An 18485-nucleotide genomic window follows, 5' to 3' on the forward strand; every position below is an offset into this window, starting at 1 on the left:
TTGCAATAACTAACCACCATGACTCTCATGTGTCACATCACCCTTTAATCGAGTTTATTAACGATAAACAATATATATTGAGTCCATATAAAGACGGCACCGAAGTACCGTCTTTTATGATATTACGGAGATTAGAAGTTGTATTTAACACCTAACATAACTTGGGTATCACTGTAACCTTTATCACCGAGTTGTTGCCCTACGTTACCCCAGACATTCAGTTGCTTATTCAATTGCCCTTCAACGCCCACTTTCAGTTCGCCGATATTTTTAGCACCCGCCTGCTTAACTTCAATCGAGTTCATATTGGTGCCAAAATCTTTGGTATTGTGGATCCAGTTGGCTTCTACAAACGGTTGGAACTCACGATCTTTACCGTTATCACTTTCGTGGTGGCCTTTCATATATGAACGCAACCCCAGACGAGTTTGGATATTGCCATCGCCTTGTCCGCTAACTTGAGTCCCATTTGCTTCACGGTGCTCGTCAGCTTTCACACCCATCCAAGTGATTTGGGCTTTCGGCTGGATAAAATAAGTCTCATTCTTCGATTTATTTTCACCAACCTTGAAGGTATAACCACTTTCTACCGAGGCTGTAAACCCTTTCGATTTATACTCTTCCGTCGCGAGACCTTCACCCTGCACGCTATTGTTAAACCAGCTATACTGCGCCCAACCGTCGACATACAAGCCAGACTTATCTTCGTCATTGGCATACCACGTGCTGTAAACACCCGTGCTGTAACCATCGACCGAACCGCTAGACTTATAGCCAGACTTCGCATTGGTGTTGCTCTTGCTATTACCGTAGCCAGCCATCACACCCAGATGTAAGCGGTCCAAGCCATCGTTGCTCCACTGGGCAATGTCGCCACCCAGTTGCATCACATAGCGGTTACTTTGGGTTTTCAACTGACCACTGGTATCACGAGAACGGTTATGACCGCCTTCGTTACGCAACCACATGCTGGTCACTTTCTGCTCGCCTGTCAGTACGTCGATGTACTGCGTTTCACCTAAGCGATCGTGCAAACGGGTCACAAACATATTGTTAGCCGAGGCTAAGTTAGCCGTGTAGCTACCCGCTTCTGGACGTTTAGTTTCTTCGCCTGGGCCCACCGGATTTTCTGGATCAACCGGGTTCTCTGGGTCAATTGGCACATTGCTCAGGCTGGTCAAATACCAGTTACTGGCATTTGAACCTACTCCACGTGCGAGTGAATAATCATATGCACCCGCTACGATACGGCCATTTTGCACAAACTCACCGTCGGATTGACCATTCACCTGAATGAGCTCAATACCGTTTAAGGTCTTAGCGCCCGTACCACCCGCATTATCAACACTGACGTTGGTCGTGCCACTGGTATTACCGTTCACAATCATGCTGTCGGTCGCAGAAATATCATCACCCAACGCCGTGTTAAAATGCAGTAGACCGTTGTTACCAATATAGTTACCGTTCACCACCAATTGATTACCCGTGGTGCCTGTACCATCACTGGTTTTGTTGCCGATAAAGACTGTGCCGCTGTTGGTTAAGTCAGTACCCACAGTAAAGATGTTACTGGCCGGAGCCAGACGGCCCATAATCGGCGAGGTAGATGCCGTTGGGTTACCAACAAACAACACGCCCTTGTTATCAATAGCACCAGCCACCCCACCGAAGCCGCCCATAAAGGCACCACCAGCGATATTGACTTGCTGGCTGGCCAGCGTCATTGGGTCAGCACTGCTGCCTAAGATCAGACCACCCGCATTGATATCCGTCTGCCCGGTATAGGCCGCGGCTTGGGTCAATGACAGGGTACCGTTGCCGTTTTTAGTCAGGCTACCACTGCCAGTAATGCTGTTTGCCAACAACCAATCACTCGCACTATTGAGCACCAATGAACCGTCGTTAGTGACCGCAGCCGTCCCTAAATGTTCTGCTTGAGAAGCGGTTAACTGGCTGCCGTTCGTGATATCAAACAGGCCGCTAAACAGACTGTTATTACCCGTTAATGTGATGTCACTGCTGTCTTCCAGCACCACACTACCGGCATCACTGATGGCGTTAGCCAACTGACCTGCCGCACTTTTCAGTGTCAATAGACCGGCGTTGACAATGTTGCCACTGCCCAGACCCACTGCATTGTTCAGCAAGGCTTGTGCGCCGCTGGCAATGTTAGTCGTTGCGGTCAACGTATTATTCGCGCCGTTTACCGTCAATATGTCACTGGCAATGGTTAATTCGCCACTGCCCGTGAGTTCCCCATCAGACACACCGCCCTGAGTTAACGTCAGGTTGCCGCCATTAAGATTGAGTGATGAACCCGCCGTGCCACTCAATTCACCCACGATCTGGCTGTGACCATTCATATCAAAGGCAGTATCAGCAGCCAGTGATAACAGTGAGGTATTCCCTAACACGTTATCGTTCAGCATCTGTAAGCTGCCACTGCGCACATCGGTCATGCCGGTGTAGTTATTGTCCAAATTAGACAGCGTGACAGTATTTCCTGTACCGGTATCAATGGCCAAGTCGCCGCTACCAGTAATTTTGGCACTCATGTCCGCTGCTGGACCGGTTTTGTTGGTGGCATACAACGATAAGGCATCTGCATTGCTACCCAGCAATTCAATCTCTGTCAGACCATAGCTGACGTACAGACCATCGTTGCTCAAACTACTCGTCAGGCGGTAATCGTATGTCCCTTTAGCAACGGTGTTGCCATTCTGCGCGATATCAGCGGTAGTGGCATCAGTGATCACATTGCCATGCTGGTCTTTGAGTACCAAATTGCTGCCATTGCCCTGCACCGTCACATCGCTAGTCGCCAATTGCAACAAGGTGTTAGCATCATCCTGTTCCATGATTGGCAGTGTAGGATTGACCGGTGTCTGGCTGTTATCAACACTCTCAATATTCACTTCCACCGTACCCGTACCAAGCAGATTCATCTCTTTAGTGGTATGGATAGTACTTTTCGCCACCGTCTCACCAGGTGTACCGGTGTTAAATTTCACGGTACCGCCGTCGAAGGTAAGCCCAGCGATCGTTTGAACGCCATCAGCCACTGTCGTGATGCTGTCCGCGCCCAACTTCAACGTCGCATTGATCAGCGCCGTGGTGTTTTCAGCCGCGAGCTCAAAAGTGGCATGGCCCAATGCCAGTACACCGTTAAAAGCATTTTGTGCTGCATTGGCGGTAAAGTTAAACGCGTTACCGGCTGTATCTACACCCACTGTCCCGAGACCATTTAACTTACTGTTAAAGTTCACAGCATTCAGATTTTTGATCTGCAATAGGCTACCGTCACCGAGATTAAAGCCCGTGTTGGCGTTGTCATCCTGCGCATTGCCCAGCGCCAATAGCATGTTGTCTAATGTCAGTGTCGAGTCATTAATCAAATTGACGTAATCCATATTCTGGACAGCATCAACATCACTCAAGGTATATACCGAATGATCAAATGTCAGCGTATCAGTGCCGGTTCCGCCATTCAGTGAACTGAAGACACCAGTATCGGTGGCAAGCAAATCTTTCAAAATAAACAAGTCGTCACCGCTGCCGGTGGTGAAGTCAGTACCTTTACTGCCTTGCATCAGGGTAACAGTGTTATTACCCGCCAACAGGTCTACATGTCCAACGATTGTACCGCCGGTGGCATTAGTAAATGCCACACCAGTGCCCGTTGTGGTGATAACAGCTTGTTGATCTGCGCTGTTAGCTTCAATGGTGCCGCTATTGATGAAGCTGGTAACATTGCCATTATCAATATCGACAACTGGGTTATTCAGTGACTTAGAGATCAAGCGACCGGATTGTTCGACTTGCGCAGTCGTTCCATTCACAATCAGTGCTGCACCGCCTGCGGCATCATTCACATTAACGCTAGCGCCGGTTTTCAGATCCTGACTCGAATGGGTGACAATCCCTTTACCAGCGGCAGAATTAACATTAATCACCAGTTCCGAAGAATCAGACATATCCAACGTATTATTGGTTATCGTATCGCCCGTATTGGCAAACAGAATACCTGTGCCACTGCCATTGACATTAATCGTGCCTGAGTTAGTCGCCGCCATTGAAGCGCCAGTACGAACGCCAGCACCGTTTCCGACTGTCAATGTGGTATCGTTGAGCTGAATCCCAGTAATTTCCGCTTTGTTTTCAATCGCATTACCGCTACCGCCTGCCATCATAGTGATGGTGGCACCGTCAACAGTCAGTGCTGTTGCACCGGTATCCAGCAGTACGCCATGTGCAGTGCCGCCCGCTTGAGTTTCACCACTGCCGGACAGGGTCAAACTTGCGCCGGAACCTAATAGGAAGGCCGCAGTGCCGTCGGTGGCATTAACAATACCAGTGTTATTGACTGTTGAGTTAGCGCCCTGAATGTTTACCGCAGTCCCGTTAACAGAGATCAGATTTTCGTTAGTCAGAATACCGCCATCGACCAGTACACCTGTACTGCCCGCTTGCGTAAAATCGATAGTCCCTTTGTGGATCAGCTCACCGCCATTACGAGCGATATAGCCGTAAGCACCTGACGCCGTATTACCTGTGCTTAAAATGGCAGAACTGATCAGCACCGATTTACCGGTCACGCCAGTCGCAATACCATCAAGACCGTAATAATTACCATCAACGATACCGGCAGTGGCGCCGTTACCGCTCAATTCCAAACTGGCATCTGCGGTGATGGTACCCGTAGCACCACCTTCTACTTTAACGCCCGTGGAACCTTCACCTGAAAGCACCATATCTAACGCGCCAGAGCTAAAGCTACTGCCTGCACCGGTGACTTGAATAAGGGAGGAGTCTTTACCCGTCGCATTCATGGTTGAAGCCGTGGTACCGGCAAAAGAGGCACCCTTATCAACACGATATAAAGTAGAGCCTTCCGTCGAAACGGTTTCATCGCCGGTCGCAATGTTATTGATGCTAGAGCCCGTACCGTAAATCAGGTAACCCACTTGTTTGGTACCGGAGGTAAACTCAACCTGACCCGCACCAGTGACGTTAATCGTGCCCTTATCTTCGGCAACCACGCCGATAGCCCCGTCACCAACCAGACTCACTTGACCGGAAAGGTTGGCCACCGCACCTGTACCCACCGCCTGAATACCGTAGTTGGCCAAATTGGTCGCTGCATCCAGCCCTTTATTAACATAGATGTGACCGGCATTGGTCGCGGCACTGTTAGTCAGCACTTTCATCCCAACGGTATTAATACCATTGATAATGATATCGCCATTATTGACAACATTGGTCGCATTCAAACTGGAGGAAATACCCACATTTTGCGCCGCTTTTTCCCCAGTGACTGCACCCGCACCATTTAGCTCAATAGTCCCGTTCTGGTTGACGGCTGTTCTGGCACCCTGAGCGATAATCGCAGTGGAGTTCTCAGTCTTGCTGCCAATAACGATTTTACCGCCAATATTATTGATAAAAGTGGCGATATTGCTCAGATTGACCGTATCTTGAACTAATTTAACCGCGTAAGACTCTGTCTTTATTGCTAGGTCGGCAACAACATCGGTTAATGAACGCTGAGCTTGGCGGCCAATATAAACAGAGCCATTATTTTCAAAAGTAGAGCCTTTTTGAACACTCACGCCTTCATTCAAATACCCTGTGGCTGGCGATAAATCAACGGTTGCAGCAATGTTGATAGCGCCGTTATTCACGAACGTCGAAGTACCATCAATGATCGCTGCGCGGGTATAAACACTGGTCCCGCGCGACGCCGTATTGATCACACCATTGTTCGTCACGGAAGAGGCGCCATTAGCCAAAATCGCCGTATGACTGCCGCTAGCCACATTCAGCGGTAACGTGGCAGTCGGTGTGGATTTGAAATCCAGCATGTCCGGGTTAGTCCCTGCATCCAGAACCCCAGAGGCGTCATTAATGACCGTACTGTCGGTAGCGAAAACAATATTGGTCCCACGAACAGTGCCGGCGGCTGAGCCTAAAATCCCCGCATTATTTAATGTCGCGCCGTCGTTTAAGCGCACCACAGTAATATCAGTATTGAAAGCCTGAATATTGGCATCAGTTCCTATATTCACGATGGCATGCTGACCATCACCATGTATAAAGGCAACGCGGCTAGAATCGACTAAGTGATTTACAGCATCATTGGCATCAATGCCCATATCAAGATAGATCGGGGTCACTTTAGGTGACGTATTGGAGCCGTTCGTAAAATAGGCCCGCGCCAGTTCAGCCTGATAGCCTTTGCTGTCCAGAACAATCGCACCACTTTTGATCCCAGCGATCAAATCGTTATTGTATTTCTGGAAATCCGCAAAATTTTGAACATTTTGCGCACCTAAATAGGTGCTGGTGAATGCACCGACAAAGTCATCAAGTACCGCATTGGCGACGGAGGTTCCGCTATCACGGATGTTATTACTGTTGTTACCGAGGTTAACCACAGTTTTGGCATTATAATTGATGACCGTATTCTGTGATGATGCATTATTGGAATCGACATAGAATCCTGACGAGGTGGTGGCTTCTGCACTACCTTTCAAACCACCTTTCAAAATAGCACTAAAGTAGTTCGTACTATCATTCACCCAACCTGCAGCCGTACTGCCCACATTGACTGTCAAGTCACTGCTATCTTGCACATGGAATAAGTTACGATTCACATACTGACCATTCTCACCGACCGCATATGACACAGGCACCGTAAAATCAGCCAGCGGCTTAATGGACATCGCAGTACTGCTATACACATTAATCGTAATTAATGCGCCAGTACCCTTCGGATCAAGGAAAGTCTCAGTGACCATGTCACCCAAGTTGAAAATATTTTTACCAAGTAGGTTCTCTGCGCCGTTAAGGAAATTCGCTGCAGGAATATCACCTAGCTTACTGTTTTTATAGCCCGCATCACCGCGAGCAATGTTACTAAAACTGCCAGATAGTGTATTACCTGTACCAGAGATAGATTGCTCAAAATCCACTTCAGGTGAAAAGACCGGCACACTTATATCAGCGGCAAAAACAGTGCCGACAGATAAAGTACCTATCACCATCAATGCTATTTGACTCAACCGGGAATGATTTGCTAACCCTATAGAGGTATCGACAGTTCCGGTGCTGAATGATTTGTTTTTTTTGCTCGACTTGGAAAACTCCGATGCAACATCGTAGCGGCCTAATGCACTATTCCAAATGACTTTAAATACTCGATTCATAGAACTCTCGATTTTCTCTCTATATTTGTGGGTTACATATAACGGGCAACACATTCACTTAATTAGCATGTAATTAAGACAGTTAGCTTCCGTTAAGGGGTATTTTAATATCTATAGCTTCTTACCTATATCGATAATAAACTTTAGCTGTTAGTTAAATATATAGGAGCAAGCGACTTAATTTGTAGGAAACATCCCACCCAAAACGAAGATAAATAAATTTATACAACAAAATCATAAAGTTAAATTATAAAATAATACAAGAAAAATCCTAACAAAATACACCGGAGCATAAGAAAATTCTTTATTCCCACCATGGAAAATGTTTATTAAAAGCAATCACTACCAATCAATTTTTTTCAAATGAAAAGAAATGTAAACATCAAAATATTGCAGCATTTACGTGTTATGAGTTTATTGACCATTAAACGCGGCAAGTATACATAAAAAAAACAATTATTGGATTTTTAATTCATAATTTACATTAAAACAGCACATAACTTCATAACAAATGAATAATCTAATTTTAACAGGATTTTACACCTTTCATTGGAATGATTCCTAGAATAAAAGATCGTCTAATTAAATTGAAATCTAATCAGCGACACTCACAATTAAAATCTTATTGGATTTGTCTTAAAAATACATTCTAGAGATGCAGTTGAATAATAAATTAAACACGAAGATAATTCTCACTAGAAAATTAGTCTAACTTTTTATTCATATTTAAAAAACAATTAATATAAAACGATTTTATTACTGCTTTAATTTTAGTTGGTTACGGACTGCCATTTTATTTTCTATTCATCGCACTAACTCATTTTCCGAGTTGAAATGAAATGATAATAATATGCTTATCCCATCTGATTGATTTTTTATCGTCATAGACATGCACTATTTATGATTGACTAAGCATAAGATTTGCTAAGAGACTCAGGGGATTTTGTAGGATGGATGCTTTTTAGATGAGACCCTTTTTAGACAAATAATAGGTATGCACAATCTACTCAATTGAAATGAGCGCGTTTTAAGCACAGAAAGGAAAGCCCGAACGGGTAACAGTTGGATAAGGCAGCGAGAGAATCACTCTCTGCGTATGACCACCGTGTTCAACGACGATGCCTTATCCAACAATATGTTTATATAGCAATATGTCTATGTAGCAGTATGACTAACGACACTTAGCGGAAGGGAGTAGCGTCCCCTGCGCCTTCACGGATAACTTCTGGGGATGAATCAGTCAGGTCAATCACGGTGGTAGGTTGTTGACCTAATGACCCCCCATGAATGATTAAATCTACCTGTTTGCCCAAATTGTCTTTGATTTCATCCGGATCAGACTCTGCAAAATCATTACCTGGCAACATCAATGTTGTCGACATTAATGGCTCACCCAACACATCCAGCAAAGCCAGTGCTATTGGGTTGGATGGTACACGTAACCCAATGGTTTTACGTTTATCATTCATCAAGCGCCGAGGCACTTCTTTGGTTGCCTTTAAAATAAAGGTGTAGTTGCCTGGGGTGTTATTTTTGATCAAACGAAATGCGGAGTTATCGACATACGCATAGGTGGATAACTCGGAAAGATCGCGGCACATCAATGTGAAATTATGATTACCATCTAACTGACGAATACGACATATGCGTTCCATTGCCGTTTTATCTTCTAACCGGCAGCCAAGGGCATAACCAGAATCTGTCGGGTAAACGACCACGCCGCCTTTACGCAAGACATCAACACTTTGGTTGATCAACCGTGGTTGCGGGTTTTCTGGGTGAATATAAAAAAACTGACTCATGACTCTACCTCATCATTCAACGTACGATCGGTATTGGCTGGCTCTGTAGGCCAATCACGCCACACCGGTTCCACCCCTGCGGGCAGCCACAATTTGCGGCCCAACTCAATCCAAGAGCAAGGTTGATGGAAATCAGACCCTTGGGATGCAAGTAAATTATAGTCGCGTGCATACTGCGCGAGCTGCGCTCTTTCATGAGGCGCTTGCTGGCATTGGGCAACTTCCATCGCGTGACCACCCTGTGCTGAAAAATGCGCTAACAAACGTTTCAACCATTTTGCCGTTAAGTCATAACGACCTGGGTGCGCCAACACAGCTTGACCACCAGATTGCGTAATAGCATCAATAGCTTGTTCTATTGTACACCATTGTGCAGGGACATAACCGGTCTTGCCTTTGGCCAAATACTTTTTAAAAACCTGCCCGACATTGCTCGCCAGTCCCAATTCCACCAAATAACGAGCAAAATGCCCACGGGTAACCTGCCCCCCCTGCGCCAATCGATTAGCACCTTCCCAAGCATCAGGAATACGCGATTTTGCTAAGCGAGCACTGATCTCCTGCGCACGTACATAGCGGTGATCAGACTGTTCGCGCAATAACTTGCACATGCTAGGGTGATGCTCATCAATGCCCAGTCCCACAATATGGATCTCGTGGTTTTCCCACAGAGTGGAAATTTCTACGCCAGAGATAAGCCGTAATACTAATTTTTCCTGCTCTATGGTGGCGGCGGCTTCTGCCAACCCCGCAGTGGTGTCATGATCGGTGATCGCCAAGACACCAACACGCATCTGCGCCGCTCTTAACACCAGTGCCGCAGGCGTGAGTGAGCCGTCTGACGCAGTAGTATGGCTGTGCAGATCATAGAGTGTGAAAGCCGTTGATACCGTATCAGGCAAGGTGGCGTTATCTGTTAATGCAGGTTTATTTATCAAAAGGGTCTTATTAACCAAAACAAAAATCCGGAGAAAGCGTGGCTGCCTATCATACTCGCTAATAAGCCTGTTTGGTTAATCAATCTTGAGTTGTCATGCTGCTCAACTTGGATAAGCACCCTACGCAAAGTATGTTAAAAAACAATCATTGAGGTGTTGACATTCCCCCCTCGAACTAGTTTACTAGTACGCAAGTTCGCAAGGCATGAACGTGATGTCACGAATATTGGGTAGCACACCCACCCCTTGAAAAAGCAATGATAGGACTGATGATGAAAACGACCCTGATTTCTTTACTGCGTTGGTGGCACATATCCCTCTCACGGGCGGTGTAATCACGCATACCAGTCATCAGACAGTGCAGATTGCTTCAGCCCGCTAATAGCGGGTTTTTTTATGGATAAATATTGGCATAGCCGCTTTTTCAGAATCACTTTTTCGAGATAAATAAATGATGCAGACTTCGCGCCCTACCTTACAGTTATTAACGACCACGGCGTGTTACCGCGATGACCCTACCGCGTTATTCCACCAATTGTGTGGCGCTCGTCCAGCAACTTTGCTGCTTGAATCCGCTGAGGTCACGAGCAAACAAAATCTGAAAAGCCTGCTCATTATTGACAGCGCACTGCGAATTACTGCTTTGGCGCAAACAGTCACTATTGAAGCGCTGACACGCAATGGCGCATCGCTATTGCCTCTGTTGGATGCTGCACTGCCACCGCAAGTTGAGATTCAGGTGCGCCCGAATGGCCGTGAACTCACTTTCCCCGTCGTGAATGAAGTTCAGGACGAAGACTCACGTTTACAGTCATTATCTGTATTTGATGCCTTGCGCCTGTTGTTGCAGTTGGTAAATACGCCTGCGACAGAGAGAGAAGCGATGTTTATCGGTGGTTTATTCGCTTACGATTTGGTCGCTGGATTTGAAAATTTACCCCCGTTACGCCATGACCAGCGTTGCCCTGATTTCTGTTTCTATCTTGCAGAAACGTTACTCGTTTTGGACCATCAACATCGCTCAACACAGTTACAGTCAAGCCTGTTCACGCCAGATACCAGCGAACACCAGCGTTTAAGCGCCCGATTAGAACAACTTAGCCACCAGCTACAGCAGGCTGCCCAACCGATCCCCGCTACATCAGTGCCGGAAATGAAGTTACAGTGTAACCAGTCAGATGAAGAATATGGTGCGGTAGTCAGTGAATTGCAGCAAGCCATTCGCGAAGGTGAGATTTTCCAAGTGGTTCCTTCTCGCCGCTTCTCTCTGCCTTGTCCATCACCACTGGCCGCTTACCAAACCCTGAAAGATCATAATCCCAGCCCGTATATGTTCTTTATGCAAGACAATGAATTCTCTTTATTTGGCGCGTCACCTGAAAGCGCACTGAAGTACGATGCAACTAATCGCCAGATTGAGATTTACCCTATTGCCGGAACTCGCCCACGTGGACGTCGTGCCAACGGTGAACTAGACCGCGATTTAGATAGCCGCATTGAGCTGGAAATGCGCACTGACCATAAAGAACTGGCCGAACATTTGATGTTAGTGGATTTGGCCCGCAACGACTTGGCCCGCATTTGTGAACCGGGTAGCCGCTATGTGGCCGATTTGACCAAAGTTGACCGCTACTCCTTTGTGATGCATTTGGTATCTCGCGTTGTCGGCACACTACGTCATGACTTAGATGTGCTGCATGCCTATCAGGCTTGCATGAATATGGGCACCTTGAGCGGTGCGCCAAAAGTCCGTGCGATGCAATTGATTGCTGAACGTGAAGGTTCCCGTCGTGGCAGTTACGGTGGCGCGGTAGGCTATTTTACCGCACAGGGTGATTTGGATACCTGCATTGTGATTCGCTCTGCTTATGTTGAAGACGGTATCGCCACGGTTCAAGCCGGTGCAGGCGTGGTTCTTGACTCAATACCGCAGGCAGAGGCCGACGAAACTCGCAACAAAGCACGTGCCGTGTTACGGGCGATTGCGACAGCACACCATGCCAAGGAGATTTTCTAATGGCCGATATCTTACTGATCGATAATATCGATTCATTTACTTACAACTTGGTGGATCAACTGCGTGCTAGCGGCCATCGCGTCGTGATTTATCGCAACCAAATTGCGGCTAAAACCATTATTGAGCGCTTACAACAAATGGAACAGCCCGTGCTGATGCTGTCACCTGGCCCAGGGACGCCTGCTCAGGCCGGTTGCATGCCTGAATTATTGCAGCGCCTGCGCGGACAATTACCGATTATCGGCATTTGTCTTGGTCATCAAGCCATTGTTGAAGCCTATGGTGGCCATGTCGGTCATGCTGGCGAGATATTACATGGCAAAGCCTCCGCCATTGAACACGACGGACAAGGTATGTTTGCGGGTATGCCAAACCCATTACCGGTGGCGCGCTATCACTCCTTAGTCGGCAGCAATATCCCAGCAGAATTAACCGTTAACGCCCGCTTTGGTGAAATGGTCATGGCGGTTCGCCATGATGCTCACCGTGTTTGTGGCTATCAATTCCATCCAGAATCGATTTTAACCACTCAGGGTGCTCGTTTACTCGAGCAGACATTGGCTTGGGCCTTATCCCCTTTAGGCCTTAAATCGTAGTGACGTTCTTGGTGAATAGAATATTGAAGGAATTTATGATGCAAACATTATTAGAAAAATTATTCCGCGCTGAGTCACTGAGCCAAGAAGAAAGCCAACTGTTGTTCGCCGCCATCGTGCGCGGTGAGTTAGAAGCGAGCCAATTAGCCGCCGCATTGATCAGCATGAAAGTTCGCCGCGAAACACCGGCTGAGATAGCGGGTGCAGCACAAGCCCTGTTGGCCGATGCGCAGCCGTTCCCACGTCCTGACTATTTATTCGCTGATATTGTCGGCACCGGTGGCGATGGCACCAACAGCATTAATATCTCCACTGCCAGCGCATTTGTCGCCGCCAGTTGTGGGGTCAAAGTGGCTAAACACGGCAATCGCAGTGTTTCCAGCCGTTCGGGTTCATCAGACCTGCTGGCCGCTTTTGGTATTCGCCTGGATATGAGTGCTGAAGAATCACGTTTAGCATTGGATGAATTGGGTGTGTGTTTCCTGTTTGCACCGCAGTATCACACTGGCTTCCGTCATGCGATGCCGGTGCGCCAACAGTTAAAAACCCGCACGCTGTTTAACGTATTAGGGCCACTCATTAACCCCGCCCGCCCCCCATTGGCGCTGATCGGTGTTTATAGTCCTGAATTAGTTTTGCCCATCGCACAGACACTAAAAGTTCTGGGTTACCAGCGTGCAGCCGTGGTTCATGGCGGCGGTATGGATGAGGTGGCCATTCATGCACCGACACAAGTCGCCGAGCTGAATAACGGCAGTATCGAAAACTATGAATTAGCGCCAGAAGACTTTGGTCTGAACCGTTACTCGCTGGGTTCGCTACAAGGTGGCGCACCGGAAGAAAACCGTGACATTTTAGCACGCTTGTTACAAGGTAAAGGTGAACCGGCGCATGCCGCAGCCGTTGCTGCTAACGTGGCGTTATTGCTGAAATTGCACGGCCAAGAAAATTTGCGTCATAACGCGCAACAAGCATTAGAAATGATTCATAGCGGTCAAGCTTTTGATCGTGTTACCGCTCTGGCAGCAAGAGGATAGATCATGCAGGAAACCGTACTTCACAAAATAGTGCGCGATAAGGAAATCTGGGTTGCCGCGCGGAAATTACAACAACCATTGGCCGGTTTTCAAAACGACATTACCCTGAGTCAACGCGATTTTTATCAAGCGCTACAAGGTGATAAAACAGTTTTCATTCTGGAATGCAAGAAAGCATCCCCTTCTAAGGGCGTCATTCGCGATAACTTTAATCCTGCTGAGATTGCTGCGGTTTATAAGAATTATGCTTCGGCAATTTCAGTATTAACCGACGAAAAATATTTCCAGGGCAGCTTTGATTTCTTGCCCCAAGTCAGTGCCGTCGTCACTCAGCCTGTTTTGTGTAAAGACTTTATTATCGATGCTTACCAGATTCAGTTAGCGCGTTTTTATCAGGCCGACGCTATTTTGCTGATGCTTTCTGTGCTTGATGACGAAAGCTATCTACAGCTTGCAGCCGTGGCCCACAGCCTCAATATGGGCGTGTTAACTGAAGCCAGTAACGCCGAAGAACTGGATCGCGCCATTGCCTTAGGTGCGAAAGTCGTCGGGATCAATAATCGTGATTTACGTGATTTGTCTATCGACTTAAATCGTACCCGCGAACTGGCTCCCCGCCTCCCTGCTGGCGTGACCGTTATCAGCGAGTCGGGCATTAATCATTACCGCCAAGTCCGCGAATTAGGCCATATCGCTAACGGTTTTCTGATTGGCAGCGCGTTGATGTCTGAACCTGACCTCAATGCCGCCGTGCGTCGTGTTTTGTTAGGTGAAAATAAGGTCTGTGGCCTGACCCGAGCGCAAGACGCTGCTACTGCCTATCACGCTGGTGCGGTGTATGGTGGGTTGATTTTTGTTGATAGCTCGCCTCGTCATGTCGATATCGCCCAAGCCCGTGCGGTGATCAGTGGCGCGCCACTGAAGTACGTTGGGGTCTTCCGAGATGCCCAACCGGAAACAATTCAAAATATCGCCGTGCGCTTGTCACTGGCGGCAGTGCAATTACATGGGCATGAAGATCAAACCTATATCAACCAACTGCGTGATGTTTTACCCGCGAGTTGCCAAATTTGGAAGGCGTTGAGTGTCAGTGACACCCTGCCAGCGCGTCACTTACAACATGTTGAGCGTTATGTATTGGACAATGGCAAAGGTGGCACCGGCCAAACTTTTGACTGGTCATTATTGGCCGGCGAGTCGCTGGACAACGTCCTGCTGGCCGGTGGATTAAATGCCGACAACAGTGGCTGTGCTGCACAGTTAGGCTGCGCCGGTTTGGACTTTAATTCCGGCGTCGAAAGTGCTCCTGGCGTCAAAGATCCCCAATTGATTGCCACCGTGTTCAAGACACTGCGCGACTATTAATTGAATTAAATCGAAAAACAGAACTTGGTTAATCCGGTAAAGGACAAAAAATGACCACACTAAATCCTTATTTTGGCGAGTTCGGTGGCATGTATGTGCCGCAGATACTGATGCCAGCATTGAAGCAACTGGAAGAAGCATTTGTCAGTGCGCAAATGGACCCTGAGTTTCAGGCCGCGTTTCAAGACTTACTGAAGAACTATGCTGGTCGCCCGACGGCACTGACTTTGTGTCAAAACTTGACTGAAGGCACAAAAACCAAGCTATATCTGAAACGCGAAGATTTGCTGCACGGCGGCGCGCATAAAACCAATCAGGTTTTGGGGCAAGCATTATTAGCAAAACGCATGGGTAAAACTGAGATCATTGCGGAAACAGGTGCTGGTCAACATGGCGTAGCATCCGCATTGGCTTGCGCCCTACTGGGCTTAAAGTGCCGCATCTATATGGGGGCGAAAGACATTGAGCGCCAATCACCAAACGTCTTCCGTATGCGCCTAATGGGTGCAGAAGTGATCCCTGTTCACAGCGGTTCTTCAACGTTGAAAGATGCTTGTAATGAAGCATTACGTGACTGGTCTGGTAGCTACGAAACTGCACACTATATGCTAGGAACCGCCGCAGGCCCGCACCCTTATCCGACCATTGTGCGTGAATTCCAACGTATGATTGGCGAAGAAACCAAAGCGCAGATCCTCGCGAAAGAAGGCCGTCTGCCCGATGCTGTATTAGCCTGTATTGGCGGCGGCTCAAACGCCATTGGTATGTTCGCTGATTTTATCGATGAAGCAAATGTGGGGCTGATTGGTGTTGAGCCGGCAGGACATGGTATCGAAACAGGTCAACATGGCGCACCGCTTAAACACGGTAAAGTCGGTATCTACTTCGGTATGAAATCGCCAATGATGCAAACCAGTGATGGCCAAATTGAAGAATCTTACTCCATCTCTGCAGGCCTAGACTTCCCATCTGTTGGGCCACAACATGCCTATCTGAACAGCATCGGCCGTGCAGATTATGTGTCAGTGACCGATAACGAAGCGCTGGAAGCCTTTAAAGCGCTGTCCTGTAAAGAAGGGATTATCCCTGCCTTGGAATCCTCTCATGCGCTGGCTCATGCCTTGAAAATGATTAAAGCGTCACCGGAGAAAGAGCAGATTCTGGTCGTGAATCTGTCTGGGCGAGGCGATAAAGATATTTTCACCGTTCACGATATTTTGAAAGCTCGGGGAGAGATTTAATGGAGCGTTATCAACAACTGTTTAAACAGTTAGCCGCCAAGAATGAAGGTGCTTTTGTCCCATTCGTGCAATTAGGCGACCCATCACCAGCGTTGTCTTTAGAGATTATTGATACGCTGATTGCAGCAGGTGCCGATGCGTTGGAATTGGGTATCCCGTTCTCTGATCCATTAGCCGATGGCCCGACAATTCAAAACGCTGCTCTTCGTGCCTTTGCTGCTGGCGTGACACCAAGCATCTGTTTTGAGATGTTGGCAGAAATTCGCAAGAAACATCCGACTATCCCAATTGGTCTATTGATGTATGCCAATTTAGTCTTCCACAACGGCATAGATAATTTCTATCAACGTTGTGCCGATGTGGGCGTCGATTCTGTGCTGATCGCTGACGTCCCTTTCGAAGAATCAGCGCCTTTCCGTGCTTCTGCATTACGCCACGGTATTGCGCCAATATTTATCTGCCCACCGAATGCAGATGACGATTTACTGCGTGAGATTGCTTCTCATGGCCGTGGCTATACCTATCTGCTTTCTCGAGCAGGTGTGACTGGGGCTGAGAATCACGGCCATCTCCCGCTGAATCATTTGATTGATAAATTACGGGAATATCATGCTGCGCCCGCTCTGCAAGGTTTTGGCATTTCAGAACCAGAGCAAGTCAAAACCAGTTTGGCGGCAGGAGCTGCGGGGGCTATTTCAGGCTCCGCGATTGTAAAAATCATTGAAAATAATGTCTCGAATCCCGCTGAGATGTTGGCGCAGTTGGCTCGTTTTGTGGCTGAGATGAAAGCAGCGACTCGCTGTTAATTTTTAGAAAAGCGTCTGATAGCAGGTTCCCATCAGGCGCTTTATTCCCTTCTTTTCAAGTGCTTCCTGAAGACACATTCATTCAAAATTTGAATTAACGGCGTTCATCACTAATAATTGTGTAACACACCCAGTATTTGTTTACATATTGAATGCTCTGCGTGCGCTGTAGTGATGTGTAATGTATGCGTTAATAACACTTTCAAAGAGTTACCCGTCCCCTTGTGACATCAATAACATGGAGAGTCATCTATGAAGCTTTTTAAAACATTTTCTGCTTTATGCGTTGCGGTAATTATGGCGATGGCTATTTCCGCTTGTGCGCCAACAAAAACGTCAGAAGGCACTGGCGGCTATATCGATGACACCGTGATTACCACTAAAGTGAAATCAGCGCTGCTGGCAGCAAAAGATATAAAATCGACTCAAATCAGTGTTGAGACATTTAAAGGACGCGTTCAGTTGAGTGGTTTTGTGAGCTCACGCCATGATGCAGACCGTGCAGTAGAAGTCACTCGCACCGTACCAGGCGTGAAGTCAGTCAGTAATCAGATGCTGATTAGGTAATCAATACGTATGTATTGTATTTGTAGCATGCATTGTATTGATAGAATGAACCGTATGAATTGCCTGACTTTATAGTCTGACGATTGGCGGGGAGGTTTCACCGAGGGGTAAGTCAATGACTCACACCATGAGAATCGGTAAATTTCCCCGCCTATTTAATGCTAGAAACGATAGCCCGCGCCGAACATGAAGACCCATGGGTCTAAACGAGTATTAATTGTTTGCTCGACACCACCAGCCTTAAATTTCACGTCAGATTCGATGTTCATCCACCAAACAGACATGTTTAGCATCCAATTTTCACTGACCATGTAGTCCATACCTGCCTGGCCTGCGATACCCCATGAATCCTTCACACTCAAATCTGTCAGGCCAGCAGTACTGCCCGTGTTGTTAAATTTCTCATCAAAGAAAGTGGTGTAGTTCAAGCCGATACCCAGATAAGGACGCAATTTGTCTTGTTTATCGCGGAAATAATATTGCGCCATCAACGTAGGGGGTAATTGCTTAACTTCAGCGATATCACCAGTAGGACCAAGACCAATCTTGTGGCGGAACGGTGTCGCCGCCAACAGTTCTACCCCGATATTATCCGTAATCAGATAACTAAAGGTCATGCCCAACTGGGTATTATTGTCCGCTTTGAAGGAACCATAACCTAAAACGTCATCAGATCCTGTTGTCGGTCTGACCGTTGCCGTCCCTGCCCGGAAAATATAATCGCCCGCTTGGTGCGCACTTGCTGCAGTGGGTGCCAAAGCGGCTACAGCTAACAATGCCAACGTGATTTTTTTCATTATCCATTCCATTTGTAGGTATATTCGCGGACTGAATATACCTACAAATGATTATTTATGATCCACTCGTGATCACATCTTTGGAAACAATTTAAATAAATCCTATTTTGAGTA

9 protein-coding genes, 1 pseudogene and 1 other annotated feature are annotated in these 18485 nt (G+C 47.2%); of the genes and pseudogenes, 6 read left to right on the forward strand and 4 right to left on the reverse strand.

From position 1 onward, the window contains the following. Positions 1–131 precede the first annotated feature (131 nt). The 3 genes from BN68_RS05185 to rnm form a co-directional block, all read right to left on the reverse strand. Entirely contained in the window at positions 132–7205 is a 7074-nt protein-coding gene (locus BN68_RS05185; RefSeq protein WP_019210101.1) for an autotransporter outer membrane beta-barrel domain-containing protein, read from the reverse strand. Positions 7206–8386: 1181 nt separating this feature from the next. Further along, complete coding sequence (locus BN68_RS05190; RefSeq protein ID WP_019210102.1) at positions 8387–9007, reverse strand: L-threonylcarbamoyladenylate synthase; 621 nt, start codon at positions 9005–9007, stop codon at positions 8387–8389. Continuing rightward, on the reverse strand, positions 9004–9963 hold the full coding sequence (gene rnm, locus BN68_RS05195; RefSeq protein WP_019210103.1) for an RNase RNM: 960 nt from the start codon (positions 9961–9963) through the stop codon (positions 9004–9006). Before rnm ends, BN68_RS05190 begins: the two co-directional genes overlap by 4 nt. A 278-nt stretch (positions 9964–10241) precedes the next feature. Continuing rightward, positions 10242–10343: a sequence feature (Trp leader region), on the forward strand. 56 nt (positions 10344–10399) lie between these two features. Between rnm and BN68_RS05200 the strand changes: the two genes are divergently transcribed. The 6 genes and pseudogenes from BN68_RS05200 (at position 10400) to BN68_RS05230 (ending at position 17574) form a co-directional block, all read left to right on the forward strand. After that, a complete protein-coding gene (locus tag BN68_RS05200) occupies positions 10400–11962 on the forward strand; it encodes an anthranilate synthase component 1 (RefSeq protein ID WP_042806528.1) in 1563 nt (520 codons plus the stop codon). Beyond that, a pseudogene (trpD, locus tag BN68_RS24265) lies at positions 11962–13595 on the forward strand (bifunctional anthranilate synthase glutamate amidotransferase component TrpG/anthranilate phosphoribosyltransferase TrpD). The gene BN68_RS05200 and the pseudogene trpD overlap by 1 nt, the downstream one beginning before the upstream one ends. Positions 13596–13598: 3 nt before the next feature. After that, the gene (gene trpCF / locus BN68_RS05215) at positions 13599–14960 is read left to right on the forward strand and encodes a bifunctional indole-3-glycerol-phosphate synthase TrpC/phosphoribosylanthranilate isomerase TrpF (protein WP_019210107.1); all 1362 of its coding nucleotides are present in this window, start codon (positions 13599–13601) and stop codon (positions 14958–14960) included. A 50-nt stretch (positions 14961–15010) separates the two neighbouring features. Continuing rightward, complete coding sequence (trpB, locus tag BN68_RS05220) at positions 15011–16201, forward strand: tryptophan synthase subunit beta (RefSeq protein ID WP_019210108.1); 1191 nt, start codon at positions 15011–15013, stop codon at positions 16199–16201. After that, on the forward strand, positions 16201–17007 hold the full coding sequence (gene trpA / locus BN68_RS05225; RefSeq protein WP_019210109.1) for a tryptophan synthase subunit alpha: 807 nt from the start codon (positions 16201–16203) through the stop codon (positions 17005–17007). Before trpB ends, trpA begins: the two co-directional genes overlap by 1 nt. A gap of 252 nt (positions 17008–17259) precedes the next feature. Continuing rightward, on the forward strand, positions 17260–17574 hold the full coding sequence (locus tag BN68_RS05230; protein ID WP_019210110.1) for a BON domain-containing protein: 315 nt from the start codon (positions 17260–17262) through the stop codon (positions 17572–17574). Positions 17575–17735: 161 nt separating this feature from the next. Here the strand turns inward: BN68_RS05230 and ompW are convergent, their stop codons facing one another. Then, positions 17736–18371 carry an outer membrane protein OmpW gene (gene ompW, locus BN68_RS05235; RefSeq protein ID WP_072102420.1) on the reverse strand — a complete coding sequence of 212 codons (636 nt, stop codon included), beginning with the start codon at positions 18369–18371 and terminating at the stop codon, positions 17736–17738. Between the last annotated feature and the right edge of the window lie 114 nt (positions 18372–18485).

This window comes from Yersinia massiliensis CCUG 53443 (assembly GCF_000312485.1).
GTDB classification, from domain to species: Bacteria; Pseudomonadota; Gammaproteobacteria; order Enterobacterales; family Enterobacteriaceae; genus Yersinia; species Yersinia massiliensis.